Source organism: Bacillus sp. NTK071, from assembly GCF_017303315.1.
Lineage (GTDB): Bacteria > Bacillota > Bacilli > Bacillales > Guptibacillaceae > Guptibacillus.
Genome location: NZ_JAFKOI010000006.1, coordinates 191,359 through 214,507 on the forward strand (window position 1 = coordinate 191,359; position 23,149 = coordinate 214,507).

The following is a 23,149-nucleotide window of genomic DNA, read 5'->3' on the forward strand; positions in this document are numbered from 1 at the left end:
TTTCACTCCTTTTCGGTCTTAATACATGAATCGATTATGGAATCGAAGTCGATCAAACGCCTGAATCGATTCCAGATCAATTCTAGTTCCGATCTTTGCCATTAAACAATTAGCTGGGTGAGAACTGATTTCTGGATCATCTGTTGCATACCACTCAAGTCCTCCAGCATTCATCATTTTCTCCATAACCTTACGATAGTCCCAAACGGATAGACCGGTTCCTTTAAGGTCCCAGTGCCAATAATATTCGGTTGTTATGATAATGTAATCGTTCATTGCATCGTCCATAAATGATGTTCGGAGCAGACTTTTGCCAACTTTAGCATTCCGATATTTTGGTATGACTTCAATCGCACCGAGTTCTAGTAAGTCATCCATATTTCCTTCTGACCAGCGCTCGAGGGGATCAGGGTATAAAAACGTCACATAGCCAACAATAGTCTCCCGCTCTCTAGCGACGATAACTCTGCCTTCAGGTAATCCAGCAATTTCGACAAGAGCTTTATGTTGCTGTACAGGGGGACGAAATGCTACCAGATCCCTATGTAAATGATAGGATTCAAGTCTGTCGGGTGAAATCGGTCCTTCAATGATTAATTTTCCGTGAGGTGTGTTCCATTCAATTGCATTATAGGTTTTCTTATGTTCCATCTAGTCACCACCTTTTACTAATGACCTCAGCTCTTATTATACATGAAACGAAGAAAATGTAAGGGGTTTCAATGTGATTTCGTTAAGTTTTGTCATTTGTTAAAAAATTAGGAATTTATGTTATACTATCAGGGAAAGAGATGAAGGAGAGGGAGGAGATTATTTATGGAATTGAAACCGCTTTCTGCTACATTGGGGAATCATAATTTACAGGATTATAAAGCTACATACGAGAATTTTAATTGGAAAGACGTGGAAAAGGCATTTACTTGGAATGAAACAGGTAATGTCAATATGGCCTATGAGGCAATTGATAAACACGCTGAGTCCGATCGCAAGAACAAAGTAGCGCTGTATTTTTCTGACCCAAAAAGAGATGAAAAGTATACGTATAGTGAAATGAAAACAATGAGTAACAAGGCAGGCAATGTGTTAAAGAAAGTGAATGTTGAAAAGGGAGACCGAGTATTTATTTTCATGCCACGTTCTCCTGAACTGTATTTTATTCTACTTGGTACTCTTAAACTTGGAGCGATTGCAGGCCCATTATTTGAAGCTTTCATGGAAGGTGCTGTTCGTGATCGTCTTGAAGATAGTGAGGCGAAAGTGTTAGTTACGACGCCTGAACTTCTTGAACGTGTTCCTGTTGAAGAGCTACCTAATCTTGAAAGCGTAGTACTAGTCGGAGATGGTATTAAAGAAGAAGGTCCTTATTTAGACTTTAATAAGCATTTTAAGTCGGCGGACAAAAAGCTCAAAATTGAATGGGTCGATCGCGAAGACGGAATGATTCTTCATTACACATCTGGCTCGACCGGAAAGCCTAAAGGTGTTCTTCATGTTCATAATGCTATGATTCAGCATTATCAGACTGCTAAGTGGGTGCTCGATCTCAAAGAGGACGATGTCTACTGGTGTACAGCGGACCCTGGTTGGGTAACCGGAACTTCTTACGGTATATTTGCGCCCTGGTTAGCTGGGACTTCAAATGTTATTCGTGGAGGGCGATTTAGTCCGGATGATTGGTATGGAACTATCGAAAAGTATGAAGTATCGGTATGGTATAGTGCACCAACTGCATTCCGAATGCTGATGGGAGCGGGAGATGAAATCGTAAAACGTTATGATCTTTCATCATTACGCCACGTTCTAAGTGTTGGAGAGCCGTTAAACCCAGAAGTTATAAAATGGGGAAATAAAGTGTTAGAGCTTCGCATTCATGATAACTGGTGGATGACAGAAACTGGAGCTCAACTTATTAGTAACTATCCAACGATGGAAATTAAGCCAGGCTCTATGGGTAAACCTATTCCTGGTGTTCATGCTGCGATTGTGGATGATCAGGGGAATGAACTGCCACCTAATCGAATGGGGAATCTCGCAATTAAAAAGGGATGGCCTTCGATGATGCGTGCAATCTGGAATCGTCCTGAGAAGTATGAAAGCTATTTCCTAAAAGGTGATTGGTACGTTTCAGGTGATTCAGCTTACAAAGATGAAGATGGATACTTCTGGTTCCAGGGTCGTGTAGATGACGTAATCATGACGTCAGGTGAACGGGTAGGACCATTTGAAGTTGAGAGTAAGCTCGTTGAGCATGCAGCGGTTGCTGAAGCAGGTGTTATTGGTAAGCCTGATCCAGTACGCGGTGAAATCATTAAAGCCTTTATTGCACTACGCGATGGTCATGAGCCTACAGATGAGCTAATGGAAGAGATTCGTAACTTTGTGAAAAAAGGTCTTGCAGCACATGCGGCACCTCGTGAAATCGAATTTAGAGATAAGCTACCAAAAACAAGAAGTGGTAAGATTATGCGTCGCGTTTTAAAAGCGTGGGAATTAGACCTTCCAACAGGTGATTTATCAACAATGGAAGATTAATAAAAACAGCCTGCAGCAGTTGCTGCAGGCTGTTTTTCATTGATTGGTGTTATTCGTAGTTTCTGTGCTTTCAGAATTGTTCTGGCTGTTCGCATTGTTATTCTGGGTGTTATTCCCGTTCTGGCTGCTCGCGTTACCATTCCCGTTCGAGCTACCAGTACCGCTATTGCCAGAGTTGTTTCCGCTAGAATTGCTGTTGTTATCAGCATTGTCTTCATTTGTAGTGTTTGCATCCTCAGAATCATCTGATTCATTAGAGCCGTTGTTCGAAGAATCGTTGCTGCTTCCATTGTCAGAGGCGCCGTCTTCTTCAGGTTTTGGCTTCTTTTCAGGTTCTTTTGGCTCTTTTTCTTCAGGTTTCTTAGACCAATCACCAGTTGTCACTTTTGCTGATGGTCCAGATTCGTTACCTGCTACGTCAACTGCTGTAACGTAGAAAGCATAGGCGCCAGAAGGAATGCTAAATGAACTTCCATCTGAAGACTTGATGCTACCTAGCTTTGTGAACGAATTGCTACCATTTGCTGCACGATAGATCCGATAACCTACAATATCACTTTCGCCTGAAGTACCCCAGTTTAATGTGGAGCCACTAATAGAAACGCCTCCAACAGCTCCAGGATTCTTCCCATTTTCTTTAGCTGTCGTACCTTCTGATACGATATTTAGATCACTAAATTCCGATGGTAAGAGCTGTGCAAGGTCCACTCCTGAGAAGTAATCTTCTTTTATCATAACACCGCTTGATACAAACTCCTGTGGAGTAGTTGATAGTGCTTGATAGGTATTACCATTCATTACTACGTAACGTCCTTCAGTGAGGCTGTCATCCACTTCAGTAGGAACATACTTCGCATTGAATAGATCCGTTTGGACAAGGCCAGCTTTTTGACATAAATCAGAAGCAAGCTTTCCAGAAATGCCACAGAACGATCTGCGTACAATTCCAGTTGGCATTTTAAACGTTTCTTTAGGGTCCATTATTTCTGGTTTCGCATCATAGGCTGCATTTGCGAATAGTGCCCAAAGGTTTTTGTTGCGCTTTGAATATAAGTTTGAGTTCATACTCATTTCAAGATCAAAACCAGTCCATACGCCGAGAGAGACGTTTGGATTAACTGCTACAAACCACGCGTCTTTATAGCTTTGACCTGTACCTGTTTTACCTGCCCAATCAGATGAGAATTTCAATTTACTCGGAATGTCCTGGGCGGTACCTTGACCAATAACATCGCGCATCATATCGATTGTAAGGTAAGCCGTTTGTGGACTAAAGACGTCCACAGGTTCAGTTTCTTGCTTGAAAATTGTATTTCCATCACGATCTACTATTTTATCGATCATGTAGGCGTCAACGAATTTCCCGCCGTTTGCAAATGTTCCAAATGCGTTCGTGTTCTCTTCAACACTAACTCCTCGTTCAAGAGATCCAATAGATGTAGATGCGTTGGAACGATCAGCTTGTGTTAATGTGCTAAAGCCCATTTTGATTAAATAATTTGTTGCTTCATAATGATCAAGTTTCGAATAGATTCTTGCTGCAGGAACGTTATAAGACCTTTCGAGGGCTTTACGCGCCGAAACGAGTCCATGATAATTAAGGCCATAGTTCTTAGGAAGCCACATGTCATTAGATGGAAGGTCTGGAATTATATAACCAGGTTGAACCTTTCCTAGTTCCATAGCAGGTGCATAGTCAAGTAAGGGTTTCATGGTAGAGCCGTTAGACCGATAAGCATCTGTCGCGTGATTCAACTGCTCTACATCGAAATCTCTTCCGCCAATAAAGGATAAGATTTTCCCTGATTCATTTTCAATAAGAATACTCCCAACTTGCATCGGGAATTCTTTGTTAACAAGTTCACCTGTTTCAGGGTCTTGAACAGATGCAGATTTTGGACTTTCAAAATAATTCGGGTTATCTAGCACTTGATCTCGTGCTTTATTCATTGCATCATACATCTTTTTATCGATTGTTGTATGAATTTTGTAGCCATTTTTGCGAAGTTCTTTTTCAGCATTGTCCATGAACTCAACAAAAATATCTGAATTTTTCTGAACTTCTTTCCATTTCAGTCCCATATCTTTTGCAATTTCTGTGGTTGATTTCGCTGAAATGTTGGCATTGTAAGAGATTTGATTATAGTAATCTACACTCTTCGCAAGCTCTTTCCCATCATAACCTTCTTCATTTGCAATTTGCTCGGCAAGAACTTTCTTTGCTCTGTCTTCAATTTCAAATGTTAAGTAAGGGTATTTTTCAACTGGAGAAGGTGAAGATGCCACAAGATTTTTCTTAACATCATATTCAATGGCTTTGTTGTATTCTTCCTCAGTGATTGTTTCTTCTTGATACATGCGATAAAGAACAAATTCCATCCGCTCGATTCCAGCTGAAAGATCTTCTTTAACTTCCCCAGAGTTTGTGAACGGGGTGTATGTATAAGGGTTTTTGGGAATACCAGCAATAAAAGCGGCTTGAGGTAAGTTTAATTCACTTGCATCAACCCCGAAGATTCCCTGTGATGCAGCCTGAACACCTGCAATATTGTTCCCTGATGCATTTCGTCCATAAGGTACAATATTTAGGTATGCCTCAAGAATTTCTTCTTTATTAAAGAAGTTCTCGAGACGAAGAGCAAGCAGCATTTCCTTTGCTTTACGTTCGAAGGAAACTTCTCTGGTTAGAATTTGGTTTTTAACTAGCTGTTGGGTGAGTGTACTACCACCGCTTCGATCCTCTGAATTGGTGACTTCTTGAAGAACGGCTCGTCCGATTGCTTTGGGAACGATGCCATCATGGTCATAAAAATATTCATCTTCTGTAGAAATGACTGCTTTTTGCAGAAGAGGCGAAATATCTTTTAACTTAACTTCTTTACGTTCAATATCTGATCTGAAGTTTCCAAGTAACACGTCTCCAGCAAAGTATACTTCACTCGTTTCTTCGTAATTATAGACATCTCTTTTCATTTCATCGTAAGAACGAATTGGTTCATCTTTCACAAGAGATGCGAAATATCCCGCACCAACACCGCCGGCAAAAAAGGTGCCCATAAGACCAAGTACAAGAAAGATTAGAAAAAGATTCCAGATAACTTTGTAGGCAATCCTTGAACCGGTTAAAACGTTGTATTCTTGTAATCTATCAATGAACGCGTTCCACTTCTGCCTGACAGTAGATAAAAGCTCTCGCATTCCTATACCCCCTCAAATTAATCCTGTTTATTATAGCATATGTCGTCGAGATTTGTATAAACTGGGAAGGAGCTATAGTGGATTAAAATTGACACAATTTCACCTTTGTGATAATAATTTAAATAGTGATTTTAAGAACGATATGCATTGATTGGACGAAGTAGCGTTTTTCTCCCTTTTTCAGAGAGCTGGTGGTAGGTGTGAATCAGCATAAAGGAAAATGTGAATTACTGCCATGAGCATCTAATGGGAAAGACGTTAATGTCTGTGTAGCATTAGACGGTTCAGACCGTTATTCTGACTGAGTGGGAGAAAGGTTTCTTTCTTCAACAAGGGTGGTACCGCGATTAAACTCGTCCCTTTACCAGGGGCGGGTTTTTTTATATGCTTTTTTTGGTCAAAGGATCGCATTATAACAATAATTACTGAAAACTAACAACAAAAGGAGTCGAAAAAATGCACATTTTGGACGAATTAGAAGCAAGAGGCCTTTTGAATCAAGTAACAGACAGAGAAGGTCTTGAAAAAGAATTAACAGAGAACAGAATTGCTCTATATTCTGGTTTCGATCCGACAGCAGATAGTCTGCATATTGGTCATCTTCTGCCAGTTCTAGCGCTACGTAGATTTCAGCTTGCTGGACACACACCAATTGCACTTGTAGGAGGAGCTACTGGTCTAATTGGAGACCCAAGTGGACGCTCAAATGAACGTACACTGAATTCAGAAGATATCGTAAAAGAATGGACGAATAAATTGCAGGGACAGCTTGCTCGCTTTTTGGATTTTGGTAATGAAGCCAACTCAGCGAAAGCTGTGAACAACTTCGACTGGATAGGCGAGTTGAATGTCATTCCATTCCTTCGTGATGTAGGTAAGAATTTTGGTTTGAATTATATGCTTGCAAAGGACTCAGTTACTTCTCGTCTAGAAGCGGGAATCTCATTTACTGAATTCACATATATGATTCTGCAATCTTATGATTTCCTTCAACTTTACCGCCAAGAAAATTGCCGACTTCAAATTGGTGGTAGTGATCAATGGGGCAATATTACTGCTGGTCTTGAATTAATTCGTAAAGAAGAAGGTAGCGAGGAATCCACAAAAGCCTTTGGCGCAACATTCCCTCTTGTAACAAAGAGTGACGGTTCCAAATTTGGTAAATCTGAGGGCGGCGCAATCTGGCTTGATGCAGACAAAACGTCTCCTTATGAGTTCTATCAATTCTGGATTAATACAGACGATCGTGATGTTGTGAAATTCCTTAACTACTTTACTTTCTTAACTATTGAAGAAATTAAAGAAATCGAGTCCAAGCACGTGGAAGCACCAGAAAAAAGAGAAGCACATCGTACGCTAGCGGAAGAAGTTACAAAGCTCGTTCACGGTGAAGAAAAGTTTCAACAGGCGATTAACATCTCTGAAGCGCTATTTAGCGGGGATATTAAGCAATTGACGGCTGAAGAAATTAGACTAGGCTTTAAAGATGTGCCTTCTTATCATGTAGAAGATAGTGAAAAAGGTTTGATAGACATTCTTGTGGAAGCGGGTATCTCACCTTCAAAGCGTCAGGCAAGAGAAGATATTAAAAACGGAGCGGTTTATATTAATGGTGAACGCTGTCAGGAAATGGACAAAGTCATTTCCGAAGCTGACCAAATCGAAAATCAATATGTCATTATTAGAAGAGGTAAGAAGAAATACTTCCTTCTTACGTATTAATCTATAGTAAAGGTGCACTCCTAGATAAAGGAGTGCACCTTTTTTTGGTTATAAAGATTTATTAACAAGGCTCTTCTCATAGACATTGTTGTTATAGATGGTCAATTTCCGCTCCAGAATGCTCGCTTTCCGCGGGGCGGGCGGTGAGCCTCCTCGTCGATAACGCTCCTGCGGGGTCTGACCTGTCCCGCTAGTCCCGCAGGAGTCGAGCATTCTTCCGCTCCAATTAGCGTAATCAGGTTCTTTTATGAAAATCCTTTCATAACAACAATCTTTTAGAAAAGAGCCCTTAACAATTAGTAAGCAAAATAAAAACCCCGGAATAAATTCCGGGGTTTTCTGAAACAGCTTAACGAGAGTAGTACTCAACGATAAGAGCTTCAGTGATTTCAGCAGGAAGTTCAGAACGCTCAGGAAGACGAGAGAACGTACCTTCAAGCTTATCTGCATCGAAAGTAAGGTATTCTGGAACGAAATTGTTTACTTCGATAGCTTCTTTGATGATGTCAAGGTTGTTAGACTTCTCACGAACGCTGATCACTTGACCAGTCGCTACACGGTAAGAAGGAATGTCAACACGTTTGCCATCAACTGTGATGTGACCGTGGTTAACTAGCTGACGAGCCTGACGGCGAGTACGAGCTAGACCTAGACGATAAACAAGGTTATCAAGACGAGCTTCAAGAAGAATCATGAAGTTTTCACCGTGAACACCTTTCATTTTACCAGCATCATCGAAAAGACGACGGAATTGACGCTCAGTCATGCCGTACATGTGACGAAGCTTTTGCTTCTCTTGAAGTTGTAGTCCATATTCAGAAAGCTTTCTACGCTGGTTAGGTCCGTGTTGACCTGGAGCGTAAGGACGCTTTTCCAATTCTTTACCTGTTCCACTTAGAGAAATACCAAGACGACGAGAAATTTTCCAACTTGGTCCTGTATAACGAGCCATAATTAGCTCCTCCTTTATACCATTATTATTGGTATAAAATAAAAACAGTGTCGTGATTCCGGTTTGCGCACATTGTGTTTTCACACGCCTTCACCTCGACAGCCGGAGGTTACGCGGCGTACCTATTAAAAGGAACACAATGAAATCACAGCCCGTCACGCTGCTGCCCATTCTTATTTTACACAAATGCAATTGTAACTCTTTCATTGTACTCTGTCAACTTCAACCCCTATTTTACCATTGCTAGAGTAGAGAAGCCTATCAATATTATTTTTAATTATATGGGATTCCCCCTTCACCTTAACTCAGAAAGCGCTTACAATAATAGAGGACATAGGAATTCGATCATAAGGGGGAATTACTTTGACAGACAAGCACCGCTTTGAAACAAAAACAATACACGATGGATATGAAGATAAATCACATCATAATAGTTTAGCGGCACCTATTTACCAGACTTCGACGTTTACTTTTGAAACGGCAGAGGCGGGTGAAAGAAGGTTCGCTGGTGAGGATCCAGGCTACATTTATTCAAGACTTGGGAATCCTACTGTCCGTATGCTAGAAGAGCGCATTGCATCACTTGAAAATGCAGAAGCAGGATTAGCGTTTGGTTCCGGAATGGCTGCTGTTTCTGCCGTTTTATTGAATCTTGTCAAATCAGGTGACCATATTCTCTGCTCAGAAGGCGTATATGGGTGTACATTCGGATTACTTAAGATGTTGCAGGAAAAGTTCTCCATTGATCATGATTTACTTCCATTAGATTCGGTAGAACAAATTAGGAATGCGATTCGCCCTAATACAGCTGTTATTTATATTGAAACACCAATTAATCCAACACTTAAATTGATTGATCTTGAGATGATATCCTCAGTTGCAAAGGAGCATGGGGTTAAAGTTGTCGTCGATAATACATTTTCTACTCCATATTTACAGAGACCTCTTGAATTCGGATGCGATATTGTGTTGCATAGTGCAACGAAATACATTGGAGGACATGGAGATGTAGTAGCTGGACTTGTTGTTGGAAGTAAGGAAGCGATGACATCAATCGCAAAAAGTACACAAAAGGATATTGGAGGTATTCTGTCTCCTTTCGATGCTTGGTTGCTGCTACGTGGATTAAAAACGTTACCAATTCGAATGGATCGACACTGTTCTAACGCAAGGAGTATTGTAGAAAAGCTTAGCAGCCATCCACGGGTAATGAAAGTCATGTATCCTGGAACTGAAACGTCCCCTTCGTACGCAATTGCAATGAAACAAATGAAATCTCCCGGAGGGTTAATTAGTTTTGAATTGAAAGGAGGAAAGCAGGAAGCACAGGAGTTTATGAATAAGCTTCAAATGATAAAAATTGCTGTTAGCCTGGGTGATGCAGAGACATTAATTCAACACCCTGCAACGATGACGCATGCTGTTGTTCCAGAGGATGAAAGAAGACGAATGGGAATTAGTAATTCATTAATCAGATTATCAACTGGACTTGAAGCATGGGAGGATATTTGGGAAGATGTTCTTCAAGCACTCGAAGCATAGAAAAACAGTCTTGGGTTCCGATCGGAACCCAAGACTGTTTTTTTGAGGCTCTTTTCTAAAGACTGTTTTCGCAGACCTTTGAAGTGTGGATTTTTAACAAAACCTCTTTCATAAACAACAGTCTTTTAAGTTCAGGGATAATCTGAGTATTATAGGTAATCTTCTAAAGCAGATGTAAACTTTTCAAGGTATTCCTGGTCGATTTCGTCGAAACGCCCCACTTTAGGGCTATCAATATCAAGCACGCCAAGCAGCTTGCCAGATTTGTAGATAGGTACGACGATTTCAGACTGTGATGCAGCGTCGCAAGCAATGTGACCAGGAAATTCATGGACATTTTCGATTCTCAACGTTTTACCTTCTTTAGATGCTGTTCCGCAAACGCCTTTTCCATTTTGGATACGGACGCAAGCTGGAAGGCCCTGAAATGGTCCGAGCACTAGTTGGTCAGTTTCTTCTTCATAAAGATAAAAACCAACCCAATTCACATCAGTTAAAAATTGATTTAGTAAAGCAGACGCATTTGCCAAATTAGCTAGCTGGTTTGGCTCGCCATCTAACAGCGCTCTTAGTTGTTTAATAACCATTTGATAATCTTTTTCTCTTTTCCCTGAATAAGATTCGACTTCAAACAAGATAAACACCTCTTCCTTAACTCGAAATTATGCTAATCATATCAAATCCTGCCGGTTAACACACATATTTTGTCGCACGATTTGTAAAGGAACGGGTGATAACTTCTCGAATATGTATATGATCGATCAATTTGGAGGTGGTTCCTAGTGAAACAGGAGCGAGATACAGTATCGAAGCGAAGTGTTATACAGGCCGCCATTCAACTTTTTAATACGAAAGGATTCAACGGTACTTCTGTTCGTGATATAGCAGGAAAAGCTGAAGTGAATGTGGCACTTATTTCTTATTACTTTAATGGCAAAAAAGGGCTAGCAGAATTTCTTATGACATCTTTCCTTGAAGGATATGTAAAGGAAATCGAAGCAGCCTATCAGCAGCTAGACAAGAAGTCAGCGAAGACATGTCTGATCGACGCTATCCAACGAATAATGGAATACCAGCATCAGAACAGGCAACTCGCTCGTTTTGTCCATCGAGAGATTACCTTTGATTCTGTACTAGTTCGGGAAATAATGACAACCTACCTTTCCAAAGAAAAGTTCTATTTCACTAAAATATTTGAAGTCGGTTTCGCGAGAAAGGAATTTCGACCTCAATCAATTGATTATATTATTATGCAAATGAAAGGCATGTTATCGATGCCGTTTTTGCACCCCCAATATATACTTGAAGTTCATCATATACAACCGAATGAGCATTACTTTATAGAACGATACACGAAGCAATTAAAGGAATGGATTGAACTTTATATATGTGAAACTGAAAGGTGGGGAGCAAGGCCACTCGTTATGAACGGCTGACCCTTTCTGGAGATGTAAGTGTTTGTGTACAAATCATTTCAGTTCCCTGACCAATCCCTTTTGCACTATGGGCATCCGATCCATAGACAAGAGGGATTTCTCGATTTATTGCTTCCTTGATCACCCAATTAGGAGGGTATGGTTCCTCACATAGAGGCTTCACTGTTCCAGCCCCATTATAATCGAGGGAATAACCACAATTTTTCACTTCATCAAGGAGTGAGGATATTTCAGTTTGAAAACGACCTATGAAAGGAAATTCTTTCTGAAATTTGTTTGCAAGTGTGATGTGACCAATGCGTGTAGGTTTATATAACCCTAGATTAGCTTGAACTGACTTTAATACAGTATCATAATATTTTCGATGGACGCTTTCGATTGATCCGAGAGATTCTACCAATTGCTTAAATGCATTAGGACTATAGTCGAGGCAAGTATATTGATCACCGTGCTTAATGAAGTGAACAGAAAGAATGGCGTCATCTAACTGAGGTCCGACCGTTTGGAGGAATTGCTTTGTCTCATCTTCAAAGCCTTCGATGTAATCGATTTCAAGCCCGCATTTTATTTCTATTTTTCCATCATATGTTCTTTTCAACTGTTGCACAGCTTGAAGATATTCACCTAATTTCTTTTCTGTCATACCGCTATCTTTATTGGGAACCGGATCAGTAAAATTCTTAGGTAAAGGAGCGTGCTCTGTAAATGTCATTCCTTTATAACCGAACTTAATTGCTTCTTCAACATAGTCTTCTAATGGGTCAGTTGTTCCATGTGGGCAAAATGGAGAGTGAACGTGACCATCATATGAAATACTCATCCTAAAGCACCTTCTTTCTGATAATGAAAAAGTTTATAATAATATCAAGGATTTTACATGCCGAATATTGAATTTACTTAGTCAAACAGGTAATTACATGGTATCATAAAAACATTACTAAATTTCGTACATATTCGTCTACAAACGATCTATATCTGACGATTTAGACTGCTAAATTAGCATGATTACATAAATTGATGATGTGGAAGAAGGGGTGCTTCCGTTGGAGTATATTGTCATTGCGATTATTATATTGGTAGCCGTCATATTATACGGCACTTTTGCGAGAAGAAAAATATACAATGAAATCGATCGTCTTGAAGAATGGAAGATTGATATATTAAACAGACCTGTGACCGATGAGATTTCGAAAGTAAAAGGACTTATTATGTCTGGTCAAACGGAAGAAAAATTCGAAAAATGGCGTGAAGAGTGGGACGAAATTGTTGCAGTGAAGCTTCCTAATCTTGAAGATCAGCTAATGGATACAGAGGAAGCAGCTGAGAAATATCTATTTCGAAAAGCCAAAAATACGTTAGTTGAAACTCGCGAACGTCTTGAGCAGATCGAAAAACGAATCGAGCTTATGCTACAAGACATTAATGAACTTGTTTCTAGTGAAGAACAAAACCGAACTGAAATCGTCTCAGTACAGGAAGTGTTCAGAGAAGCAAAACAGAGGTTGCTTTCACAAAATCGTTCTCTTGGTAAAGCTTTCCCTACTCTAGAAGCAGAGCTTGAAGAACTGAGACAGAAACTTCAACAGTATGAAACATTAACTGATGATGGGAATTATCTCGAAGCAAGAGATGTGTTGAAAGAGATTCAAGATCGTCTAACTGCAGTACAAGAGAAGATCGTCATAACGCCAGAACTAATTACACTAGTTCATACACAGATTCCTGCTCAACTTAAAGAACTTGAAGATGGAACTTCAGCAATGGAGTCCGAAGGGTATGTTCTAGACCATCTAGAAATTCAAGACCATATTGAGAATGTAGAATCTGATCTCGTGAAATGGGATTCTGCCATCGAGAAAACGGAGATAGAAGAAGTTAAGTCGGAAGTCGATGCGGTACGGAGAAGTATTGAAGGACTTTATGACCAGCTTGAATCCGAAGTAGACGCAAGACAACTTGTTACTGAGAAAGTGGAAGAACTTGAGCATGAATTGTTTAAAACGAATAATCATTTTCAAGATTTGCAGGAAGAAACAAATGTTGTCCAACTCAGCTATCGATTAGAAGAGCAAGAATTAAAGATGATTAAAGAAGTCGAAAAGAAGATTTCAGATATGCATGTTCGGTTTAGTGCTGTTCGTGAAGCGGTAGAAGGAAATAAACAGGCATATTCAACGCTAGCTGAAACAGTTCTCACACTTAAAGAGGATTTGGCAACGATCGATCACGATATGCAAATTCAGAAAGAGAATTTGCATATGTTAAGAAAAGATGAATTGAAAGCACTTGAAACGATTAAAGAATTGAAAAGACAACTCATTGAATCAAGGAGAATGATGAAGCTTAGCAACCTTCCTGGTATACCTGAATCCTACTTAGATGGCTTTGAACTTGCTGAGGAAATCATTATAGAATTAAATGATCGTCTATCAGATGTGCCGCTAGATATTTATCAAGTCAATGAAGTATTAGCTGATGCAGAGCGTGCAGTTGAGCACAGTACGGAAGTTACAAAGAAGTTAGTAGAAGACGCGATTTTAACTGAACGACTAATACAGTTCGGTAATCGTTATCGTGGTAAGTACAGAAGTATGGATGAACTGCTTCAGAAAGCAGAAGACCATTTCAGAAGATATGAATATGATGAAGCTCTTTCAACTGCTGAAGCAGCCATTGAAAAGGTGGATCCTGAGGTTCTCCAATCATTGAAAGATGATGTAAGAGAGCCTGTCAGAACCTGACTCTCCTCACAAGAGGAGAGTTTTTTTGTGGTATACGTTAAGGATTTATCAATAAAGCTCATAAAGAAAACGCAGGCTCTGCCTGCGTTAACTTAAGTTTTTCTGTTTGAATTGAAGGATTAATAGCCCAATAACTCCACCAGCAATTGCAGGTAGAAGCCATCCAACGCCCTCGCTGTATAATGGTAGAGTGTGTAACCATCCAAATCCTATATTTAATCCTGCTCCTTCAATCGCATTTGGAATACTAATGAAGGTTGCAAGAAGAATAGATCCCCTGTATACATAGTTGTGAACTGGGATTGCATAATCAATAAAGGTTAAGAATATCAGTACGATTGCAATTGGATAGATCGCGATTAAAACAGGCACAGTAAATGTAATTAGCTGTGTAAGCCCTAGATTTGCGACAAATGCACTAAATAGCGTCACAATTAGGATTACTGCTTTATACGATAGTTTTGGGTATACCTTCGAGAAGTATTCACCACAAGCTGTTACTAAACCGACTGAAGTAGTCAAGCATGCAAAGGTGATAGCAGCTCCGAGTAAAACGGTTCCAAATGATCCAAATAAGTAACTAGCGACACTTGATAGAATTTCCCCTCCATTATCGGCTTTCCCAACAAGATCTAGGCTTGTAGCACCTATATAGGCAAGTGATAAGTAGATAGCTGTTAGTCCAATAGCAGCTAGGACGCCGGCCTTTAGTACTACTAGAGAAACAGTTTTTCGATCGGTTACGCCTCGATCATTTACTGCTTTTATTACCACGATTCCAAATACAAGCGCAGCAATAGCATCCATCGTTAAATACCCATCAAGAAACCCTTTAAAGAATACGCCGCTCTCATAGTTGGGAGAGGGTGCCGAAAGTGATCCAGGGGGATTAACGAACGCACCGACAATTAAACTTCCGAGTACGAGAATTAACAGAGGAGTGAGAATCTTGCCCACTCGATCAACTAATCTTGTTGGATTCAATGCTACCCAGAACGTGATTCCGAAAAAGACGATCGTATAAAGAAGTAAAGGTAGACCCGTAGGATTTGTAGATTCACTTAGAAAAGGAACGACACCAATTTCGAATGCTACTGTTCCTGTACGTGGAATCCCAAAGAAAGGTCCGATTGCAAGATAGAGCACTGCTGTGAAGGTTAGTCCAAACAAAGGATGTACTCTAGAAGCAATATCATTCAGGCTGCCTCCTGTTAATCCTATGGCTGTTACACCAAGTAGCGGTAGTCCGACGCCTGTAAAGAGAAAACCAACAATAGCAATCCAGATATTTTCTCCGGCAGCTTGACCAAGCGCTGGAGGGAATATCATGTTCCCTGCTCCTAGAAAAAGCGCGAAGAGCATTAAGCCTATTGTAAGCGTATCTTGATTAGATAATTTTGCTTTCATAATTGCCTCCTGATTAAGCTGTTTAACATGTCCTAATTTTCGGACTTCATATTAACACAATTAACCGACAAATCATAACGATTCTAAAATAATTAATTATTCAAACAATTAATTATTGATAATAGCGGGAACAATCACCTATTGGTAATCTTAACCAGACGTGCTTGGGATCTAAAATTCATTCTTAGTTCAAAAATCTCAGAGGAATTAATTTGGTCTTTCTATAACGCTGTGGTAAGATAATTAGTTGGAAATATAAGATGACTGAAGGTGTCATAATATGATTTATTTGGATAATAGTGCAACTACAAAGCCATATCAAGAAGTTCTAGATGCTTATCGAACCGTAGCAGAAGATTTTTTTGCGAACCCTTCTTCTCTTCATCGAAAAGGTGGAGAAGCAGAAAGGTTGCTTAGACAGGCTAGAAAAAGCATTTCTGAATTATTAAATGTTTCTATAAGTGAAGTTATTTTTACCTCTGGTGGAACAGAGAGTAACAATTTAGCGATTAAAGGTGTTGCTCTTCAACATATGAATCGCGGAAAGCATCTCATTACGACACAAATTGAGCATGCTTCTACCATGCAATCCTTCCAACAGCTCGAAGACATGGGGTTCGAAGTGACGTATCTCCCTGTGGATTCAAACGGACAAATTTCTTTAAACGATCTTGAAGATGCCCTTACTTCTAATACGACACTTGTCTCAATTATGCATGTTAATAATGAGATAGGTGCGATACAGCCAATTAAAGACATCGGTCACATAATTAAAGGCAAATCACGAGCTGTCTTCCATATTGATGATGTACAGGGAATAGGGAAGGTACCACTGGATTTTAATGATGTTAAAGCGGACCTTATTTCTTATTCCGCCCATAAATTCCATGGATTAAAAGGCAATGGACTTCTCTTAAAAAAGAAAAATGTAGCGCTGTTTCCTTTGCTATCTGGTGGTGGGCAGGAGAATGAAATACGATCAGGCACAGAGAACGTGCCTGGTATTGTAGCGATGGCTAAAGCTCTCAGGTTGTATTTTGACTCAGCTGCTTCAAAGAAGGATAAGCTTGAAGGATGGAGAAAGAAACTAGTCGATGAACTTCCTAAGATTGCAGGTATTGAACTTAATACATCTCGAATTGCAGCTCCACATATTATTAACTTCTCGGTCCGTGGCATAAAGCCAGAAGTCTTGATTCACACTTTAGAAGAAAAAGACATCTATGTTTCAACCCGGTCCGCTTGTTCTTCAAAAGCAGCAGAGACTAGTCATGTGTTAAAGGCTTCGGGTTTTCCAGTTGAAAGAGCCAAAACGGCAATAAGGGTTAGCTTATCTTTTGATACGACTGATGAGCAGATAGAAATTTTTCTTAGTGAGCTTCAAAAAGCCATTTCTAAACTAAAACATGTAATGAGGTAATAGCTATGTATGATCACATTATTATTCGATATGGGGAGATTTCCCTTAAAGGTAAAAACAGAAAAGGATTTATTACTTCTTTGAAAAAAAGAGTAAAACAAGTTCTGTCGGATTACAATTCGATTGAAGTACACCAGTCTTTTGATCGTATGGTCGTTAAATTGAATGGAGCAAATCACGAACCGATTATTAATAAGCTTAAAACAGTGTTTGGTATTCATTCGCTTAGCGTAGCTATTAAGACGGAGCATGATCTAGATCTTATTAAAGAAAAAGCGCTGCAGCTTGTTCAGGATCAACAGCGCGGGGAAAGTATGACGTTTAAAGTAACGGTAAGACGACCTTTTAAACAATTCCCCCATCGTTCACAGGATATGAATCGTGATATTGGAGGGTTCGTTCTTCGAAATACGGAGAATCTCACAGTTGATGTACACAACCCTGATATGGAGCTGAAAGTAGAGGTAAAGCAAGATGGTGCTTATTTGAGTTGTAATAATTCAGAAGGCGCTGGTGGTCTACCAACCGTTCAAGACAACAAAGTTATGTTAATGCTATCAGGCGGGATCGATAGTCCAGTTGCTGGTTACTTAACAATGAGGCGAGGCGTAAAAGTAGAAGCAGTTCATTTTCATAGTCCCCCTTTTACTAGTGAACGCTCTCGTCAAAAGGTTGAAGATCTTGTAAAAGTTCTAACACGTTATGGTGGGGACATACGTCTGCATGTCGTACCTTTTACAAACACGCAAAAAACGATTCAAAAAGAAATGCCTGATAACTATAGCATGACTATTATGAGAAGAATGATGATGCGTATTACAGAGAAATTAGCAGAGCAAAATAATGCACTGGCAATTGCAACTGGTGAAAGCCTTGGACAAGTTGCAAGCCAGACAATTCAAAGTATGAATACGATTAATGAAGTTACAAACTTCCCGGTGCTTCGTCCGCTTATCTCTATGGATAAACTTGAAATAATGAAGATTTCAAGAGCAATTGATTTATATGATATTTCAATTCGTCCTTACGAAGATTGCTGTACAGTATTTCTACCTGAAGCACCTAAAACAAAGCCTAAACGAGAGCATGCGAACAAGTTTGAACAGTACTTGCCTGTGGATGAATTAGTTCAAGAAGCAGTTGCTGGCGTTGAAACAATCATAATCAAAGAAAAAGACGACGAATTTAGCGATTTACTATAGAACTTCCAACATTTGACCATATTCCCATAAGTTAAAAGGGATAACACCCCTCTGTCTATCAAATTCTATAGGCAAGGAGGTGAACATCCCATGGCAAATAACAGCTCAAACAACCTAGTGGTACCTGGTGTACAACAAGCTCTTGATCAAATGAAGTATGAAATTGCTTCTGAATTTGGTGTAACTCTTGGTCCAGATTCTACTGCACGTTCAAACGGTTCAGTTGGTGGCGAGATTACAAAGCGTCTTGTGCAACAGTCTGAACAACAATTTGGAGGATACTCTAAATAATTGAATATTAATGGCTTGCGGAAGGTGCATACAGCATCTTCCGCTTTTTGTTTTATTCATAAATGTTCAAAACTTTCTTATTTTTATGTATAATAAAACTATTACATACAAGAGGAGGAAATAGCATGCAGGATTTAATGGCACCTAAATATTACAATTTAACAAGCGAGATAGAGCGTTTTACTACAGAAGAACATAAGGTCGCTTTGAAATGGCGAAGCGATAGTGGAGATTTCCAGGAGATTACATACAATAACTTAATGAATAAAGCGAACCAAATTGCAGGGGCTTTGACATCTGAAGGGTTAAAAAGTCAGGATCGTGTTCTAATCATGATGCCGCGCCTTATCGATACATACGCAGTTTATATCGCTTGTCTAAAAGCTGGTCTTGTTGTTATTCCATCATCAGAAATGTTAAGAAAGAAAGACCTTGTTTATCGTATTAATCATTCAGAAGCAAAGGCAGTTATTTGTGACTCTAAGCTAATAGACTCATTCAAAGGTGTAGAAACTGAGGCACCTTCACTGAAAATGAAATTTGTTGTTGGGGATGTGAAAGACGGTTGGGCCCCACTACTTGATAAAGCTCAAAATGAAAGCGTTTTATTTGAAGGGGTTAATACGTCTAGAGACGATATGGCCTTCCTATCTTATACATCAGGTACTACTGGTAATCCGAAAGGTGTTGTCCATAGTCACGGCTGGGCATATGCTCATCTCAAAACATCGTCAGCGTCATGGTTAGATATTCAAGAAGGAGACAATGTTTGGGCAACAGCCGGACCAGGGTGGCAGAAGTGGATCTGGAGTCCTTTTGTAGCAACATTATGTAGTGGTGCAACAGGATTTGTGTATAGCGGTAAATTCGATCCAGAAACCTATCTTGGTTTTCTCGCTGAGTATGATATTAATGTGCTTTGTTGTACGCCTACAGAATATCGCTTAATGGCGAAAGTAGACGAACTAGATCGCTTCACCCTCCCGTCATTACGAAGTGCTGTTTCAGCAGGAGAACCTCTTAACCGCGAAGTTATTGACACGTTTAGACGTTATTTCAATATAGACGTGAGAGATGGATACGGACAAACTGAGAACACTCTTCTTGTTGGAATTATAAAGGGTATGGAAGTGAAGCCAGGGTCGATGGGTAAGCCAACACCTGGAAATCGTGTTGAAATCATTAATGATGAAGGTCAGCCGGTCGGTATTGGTGAAGTAGGCGATATCGCTGTCCATAAGGATGTGCCGGCTTTGTTTAAACATTATTACAAAGACGAAGAACGTACACAAATGGCATATCGGGGTGATTACTACCTAACTGGCGATAAAGCGTCTAAAGATGATGACGGTTACTTCTGGTTCGAGGGTAGGGGCGATGATATTATTATTAGCTCTGGTTATACGATTGGACCATTTGAAGTAGAGGATGCTCTTGTAAAGCATCCGGCTGTTCAAGAGTGTGCAGTAGTTGCAAGTCCTGATGAAGTACGTGGCAATATTGTAAAAGCATACGTTGTGCTTAAAGATGATAGTCAAGCTGGAGATGCACTTGTGCGTGCTCTTCAAGATCATGTTAAAGAGCTAACGGCTCCATACAAATATCCGCGTAAAATAGAATTCATTAAAGAACTTCCAAAAACAACTTCCGGTAAAATTAGAAGGATAGAGCTTCGTCAAAAAGAAACACAGAGTGTTTCTTAAATAGAAGAAAGACGAGGACCGGTTAAGGTCCTCGTCTTTTATTTGGCTTTATTTTTTATTAATGCCTCAATTTTGTTTGCTTGATCTCCTGCATTGTCCTGTTCCATTGAATGAATATATGTCTCGCGATTCTGATACGTTTCACGAACAGATTTCATAAAGGATTCTTCAGTAAGATCTTCTTCTAATAGTACATTTGCATAACCGGATTTTTCAAACGATTGTGCGTTCAAAATTTGATCCCCTCTGCTTGCTGCTCTCGATAGTGGAATAAGTAGCATTGGTTTTTTTAAGGCAAGGAATTCAAAGATTGAGTTTGAACCTGCTCTTGATATAATCAAGTCTGCCATTGCTAACAAGTCAGGTAGTTCGTCTGTTACATATTCAAACTGCTTATATCCATTCCTTTTTGACGATGAGTCTACCTGCCCCTTACCAGTTAGGTGCAGGATATCAAACGTTTTTAATAGTTCATCAAGCTGGTGTCGAACCGCTTCATTAATTCGTTTTGCTCCGAGACTTCCTCCCATAATAAGCATGACTGGTTTGCTACCGCTAAACCCGGCAAAAGATAAGCCTTTTGCACGGTTCCCACTCTTTAACTCGTCTCTAACGACTGCACCGATGTACTCAGCCTTGTTTTCAGGAAGGTGCTTTACCGTTTCTGGGAATGTAGTACAGACTTTTGAAGCAAAAGGGATCGCAACTTTGTTAGCGAGTCCTGGGGTTAAATCTGATTCGTGAATAATAACGGGCACGTTATTCATTTTGCCAGCAATTACAACAGGAACAGAAACAAATCCACCTTTTGAGAAGATCACAGATGGCTTTTCTCGCTTAATGATAGAGAACGCTTCTCCTACGCCTTTAATGACCTTAAAAGGATCTTTGAAATTATTCCAATCGAAATACCTACGCAGTTTTCCTGTTGAAACATGATGGTATGTTACACCTTTAAGGGGTTCAATCAATTGACGTTCAATTCCATTTTCTGAACCAATATAATGAATGTCCCAGTCCTCCTTAAGAAAACGTGGAATTAGAGCTAGATTAACCGTTACATGTCCGGCAGAACCGCCACCAGTAAATAGAATTTTCTTTTTCAACGAGATTTCCTCACCTTCAACAATTGTCTTGCTCATTTTATTCATTCTCCTTATTGTATCATGATTAAAAAAGCAACAAAGAGTTCAATTTAAAATCCAGAAGATTCACAGCATAGGAGTGGAGTGATACAATAAGTGAACAATTGACATTACATAAAAGGGGAGAACATCATTGGGAACGCTTTGGTTTGGTGGGAAAATATATACGCTTGATCAAGAGAATGAGACGGTAGAAGCAGTTTATACAGAAAGCGGACGTATTAAGAAAACAGGTACTGAAGCTGAGCTTAGATCTGTTTTTGGCAGTCAAATAAATCAGCGCCGTGACCTTAAAGGTCACGTTATGATTCCTGGTTTTGTTGATAGCCACCTTCATATGATTGGTCATGGTGAGAAGCTTCTACGTCTGGACCTTTCTCAGTCAGCATCAGCCGAGGAAATGAAAGGGATGCTTCTCGAGAAAGTAAGAAATGCTTCTTCAGATGAATGGATTATTGGCGAAGGTTGGAATGAGAATAACTTCGCTGACCGTAAGATTTTTCATCGCGATGAACTTGATGAAATTGCGCCGAACCATCCGATGATGCTAACGCGCGTCTGTAGGCATGCGATTCTTGCAAATTCCATAGCACTTGAGTTAGCAGGTATCACCGATGAGACGAAAGATCCAGAAGGTGGTGTCATTATGCGTGATAGTAATGGGAAAGCGACTGGATATCTACTTGACCGCGCTCAAGAACTAGTGAAAAATGCAATGCCAGAAGTAAGTATAGGCTTCCTTGAACGAGCACTTTCGTCTTCGGTTGATGATCTTGTATCAAAAGGCATCACCGGTGGACATAGTGAAGATCTAAATTACTATGGAGGCTTTACGAGAACATATGAAACATTCATGAATGTCATCAACGGTAAGCGGAAATTCAGAGCGAATTTACTAGTTCATCATGAAGTCATTGATGAGATGAGAAGGCAAGGGTTAGGCTTCGGTGATGGAACGGAATACGTCGAACTTGGTGCAATGAAAATTTTTGCTGATGGTGCCCTTGGTGGGCGGACAGCATTATTAAGTCACCCATATAATGATTCTCCTGATACCTCTGGAGTTGCAATACATAGCATTGAAGGTTTAACAACGCTAGTTAGAGAAGCGAGAACCCATGATATGCCTGTTGCGATTCATGTAATTGGAGACTTAGCACTTGAATATGCAATTGAAGCGATTGAACAATTTCCTGCCCCTTATGGATTGAGAGATCGTTTGATTCATACACAGGTTGTTCGAAAAGACTTAATTGATCGCCTTAACCAACTATCTGTGATTCTTGATATTCAACCAAGGTTCGTTGCATCGGATTTCCCATGGGTGATGGAACGTCTAGGAGAAGAGAGAATGACTATGTCGTTTGCCTGGAAAACATTATTAAATAGCGGTATTCCAATTGCAGGTGGGTCAGACGCACCGATTGAGCCGGTTGATCCGTTGCTTGGAATTCATGCTGCTGTTACGAGAAAACGTCCAAATGATACGCATGAAGGATATTACCCAGAAGAAAAGCTATCTATGTTTGAAGCTGTTTCGCTATTTACTACTGGAAGTGCCTACGCAATTGGTCGTGAGAATGAACGTGGGAAAATTAAGGAGAACTTTGATGCTGATTTTACCGTTCTAAATCGTGATATATTCGCATGCGATCCAGATCTACTTCTACAAACAAAAGCTGTTATGACGGTGATTGATGAATCCGTTGTGTATAGTGACTTTGATTAGCTTAATGACTGAAGTTCTATCATTAAATTGAAGAGGCTGGGACAAAACTAAAATACATGAAGGAAATCGCGAATTTTGAATGGTAAGAGTAAGACCTTAGCGTAGCCAACATACGTAGACTCCTGCGGG

17 protein-coding genes and 1 other annotated feature are annotated in these 23,149 nt (G+C 39.9%); of the genes, 10 read left to right on the plus strand and 7 right to left on the minus strand.

Features of this window, described 5'->3' with window-relative positions:
- Positions 1-18: 18 nt before the first annotated feature.
- On the minus strand, positions 19-651 hold the full coding sequence (locus JI666_RS12245; protein WP_206892123.1) for a GNAT family N-acetyltransferase: 633 nt from the start codon (positions 649-651) through the stop codon (positions 19-21).
- Positions 652-816: 165 nt separating this feature from the next.
- Between JI666_RS12245 and acsA the strand changes: the two genes are divergently transcribed.
- Complete coding sequence (acsA, locus tag JI666_RS12250; protein ID WP_206892125.1) at positions 817-2,532, plus strand: acetate--CoA ligase; 1,716 nt, start codon at positions 817-819, stop codon at positions 2,530-2,532.
- Positions 2,533-2,568: 36 nt separating this feature from the next.
- On the opposite strand, the gene JI666_RS12255 is transcribed toward acsA, so the two are convergent.
- Positions 2,569-5,730, minus strand: a complete 3,162-nt coding sequence (locus tag JI666_RS12255; RefSeq protein WP_206892127.1) for a transglycosylase domain-containing protein — start codon at positions 5,728-5,730, stop codon at positions 2,569-2,571.
- A gap of 138 nt (positions 5,731-5,868) precedes the next feature.
- Positions 5,869-6,094 (plus strand) — a binding site (T-box leader).
- A 92-nt stretch (positions 6,095-6,186) separates the two neighbouring features.
- Between JI666_RS12255 and tyrS the strand changes: the two genes are divergently transcribed.
- Positions 6,187-7,452: a tyrosine--tRNA ligase gene (gene tyrS / locus JI666_RS12260; protein WP_206892137.1), complete on the plus strand. Its 1,266-nt coding sequence runs from the start codon at positions 6,187-6,189 to the stop codon at positions 7,450-7,452.
- Between the two features lie 349 nt (positions 7,453-7,801).
- Here the strand turns inward: tyrS and rpsD are convergent, their stop codons facing one another.
- Positions 7,802-8,404, minus strand: a complete 603-nt coding sequence (gene rpsD / locus JI666_RS12265) for a 30S ribosomal protein S4 (protein ID WP_136948553.1) — start codon at positions 8,402-8,404, stop codon at positions 7,802-7,804.
- A 357-nt stretch (positions 8,405-8,761) separates the two neighbouring features.
- Between rpsD and megL the strand changes: the two genes are divergently transcribed.
- Positions 8,762-9,946: a methionine gamma-lyase gene (gene megL / locus JI666_RS12270; RefSeq protein ID WP_206892207.1), complete on the plus strand. Its 1,185-nt coding sequence runs from the start codon at positions 8,762-8,764 to the stop codon at positions 9,944-9,946.
- Between the two features lie 149 nt (positions 9,947-10,095).
- Here the strand turns inward: megL and msrC are convergent, their stop codons facing one another.
- Positions 10,096-10,581 (minus strand): free L-methionine (R)-S-oxide reductase MsrC, encoded by a 486-nt coding sequence (msrC, locus tag JI666_RS12275; protein WP_286170780.1) that lies wholly within the window; start codon positions 10,579-10,581, stop codon positions 10,096-10,098.
- 147 nt (positions 10,582-10,728) lie between these two features.
- Between msrC and refZ the strand changes: the two genes are divergently transcribed.
- Positions 10,729-11,382, plus strand: a complete 654-nt coding sequence (refZ, locus tag JI666_RS12280) for a forespore capture DNA-binding protein RefZ (protein WP_206892140.1) — start codon at positions 10,729-10,731, stop codon at positions 11,380-11,382.
- Here the strand turns inward: refZ and hisJ are convergent.
- Positions 11,369-12,202, minus strand: a complete 834-nt coding sequence (hisJ, locus tag JI666_RS12285) for a histidinol-phosphatase HisJ (protein ID WP_206892141.1) — start codon at positions 12,200-12,202, stop codon at positions 11,369-11,371. The genes refZ and hisJ overlap by 14 nt on opposite strands.
- Positions 12,203-12,425: 223 nt before the next feature.
- On the opposite strand from hisJ, the gene ezrA reads away from it, so the two are divergent.
- On the plus strand, positions 12,426-14,123 hold the full coding sequence (gene ezrA / locus JI666_RS12290) for a septation ring formation regulator EzrA (RefSeq protein ID WP_206892150.1): 1,698 nt from the start codon (positions 12,426-12,428) through the stop codon (positions 14,121-14,123).
- A gap of 87 nt (positions 14,124-14,210) precedes the next feature.
- Here ezrA and brnQ read toward each other — a convergent pair whose 3' ends face one another.
- Entirely contained in the window at positions 14,211-15,530 is a 1,320-nt protein-coding gene (gene brnQ, locus JI666_RS12295; RefSeq protein WP_206892151.1) for a branched-chain amino acid transport system II carrier protein, read from the minus strand.
- A 280-nt stretch (positions 15,531-15,810) separates the two neighbouring features.
- Between brnQ and JI666_RS12300 the strand changes: the two genes are divergently transcribed.
- The 4 genes from JI666_RS12300 to mbcS all read left to right on the plus strand — a co-directional run bounded on the left by JI666_RS12300 (position 15,811) and on the right by mbcS (position 20,146).
- Positions 15,811-16,950: a cysteine desulfurase family protein gene (locus tag JI666_RS12300; RefSeq protein WP_206892153.1), complete on the plus strand. Its 1,140-nt coding sequence runs from the start codon at positions 15,811-15,813 to the stop codon at positions 16,948-16,950.
- Positions 16,950-18,152 (plus strand): tRNA uracil 4-sulfurtransferase ThiI, encoded by a 1,203-nt coding sequence (thiI, locus tag JI666_RS12305; protein ID WP_136948545.1) that lies wholly within the window; start codon positions 16,950-16,952, stop codon positions 18,150-18,152. Before JI666_RS12300 ends, thiI begins: the two co-directional genes overlap by 1 nt.
- A gap of 90 nt (positions 18,153-18,242) precedes the next feature.
- Positions 18,243-18,443: an alpha/beta-type small acid-soluble spore protein gene (locus JI666_RS12310; RefSeq protein WP_136948544.1), complete on the plus strand. Its 201-nt coding sequence runs from the start codon at positions 18,243-18,245 to the stop codon at positions 18,441-18,443.
- A 125-nt stretch (positions 18,444-18,568) separates the two neighbouring features.
- On the plus strand, positions 18,569-20,146 hold the full coding sequence (gene mbcS / locus JI666_RS12315) for an acyl-CoA synthetase MbcS (RefSeq protein ID WP_206892155.1): 1,578 nt from the start codon (positions 18,569-18,571) through the stop codon (positions 20,144-20,146).
- 38 nt (positions 20,147-20,184) lie between these two features.
- On the opposite strand, the gene murG is transcribed toward mbcS, so the two are convergent.
- The gene (gene murG / locus JI666_RS12320) at positions 20,185-21,252 is read right to left on the minus strand and encodes an undecaprenyldiphospho-muramoylpentapeptide beta-N-acetylglucosaminyltransferase (RefSeq protein WP_286170788.1); all 1,068 of its coding nucleotides are present in this window, start codon (positions 21,250-21,252) and stop codon (positions 20,185-20,187) included.
- Between the two features lie 172 nt (positions 21,253-21,424).
- Between murG and JI666_RS12325 the strand changes: the two genes are divergently transcribed.
- A complete protein-coding gene (locus JI666_RS12325; protein ID WP_206892159.1) occupies positions 21,425-23,020 on the plus strand; it encodes an amidohydrolase in 1,596 nt (531 codons plus the stop codon).
- Positions 23,021-23,149 lie beyond the last annotated feature (129 nt).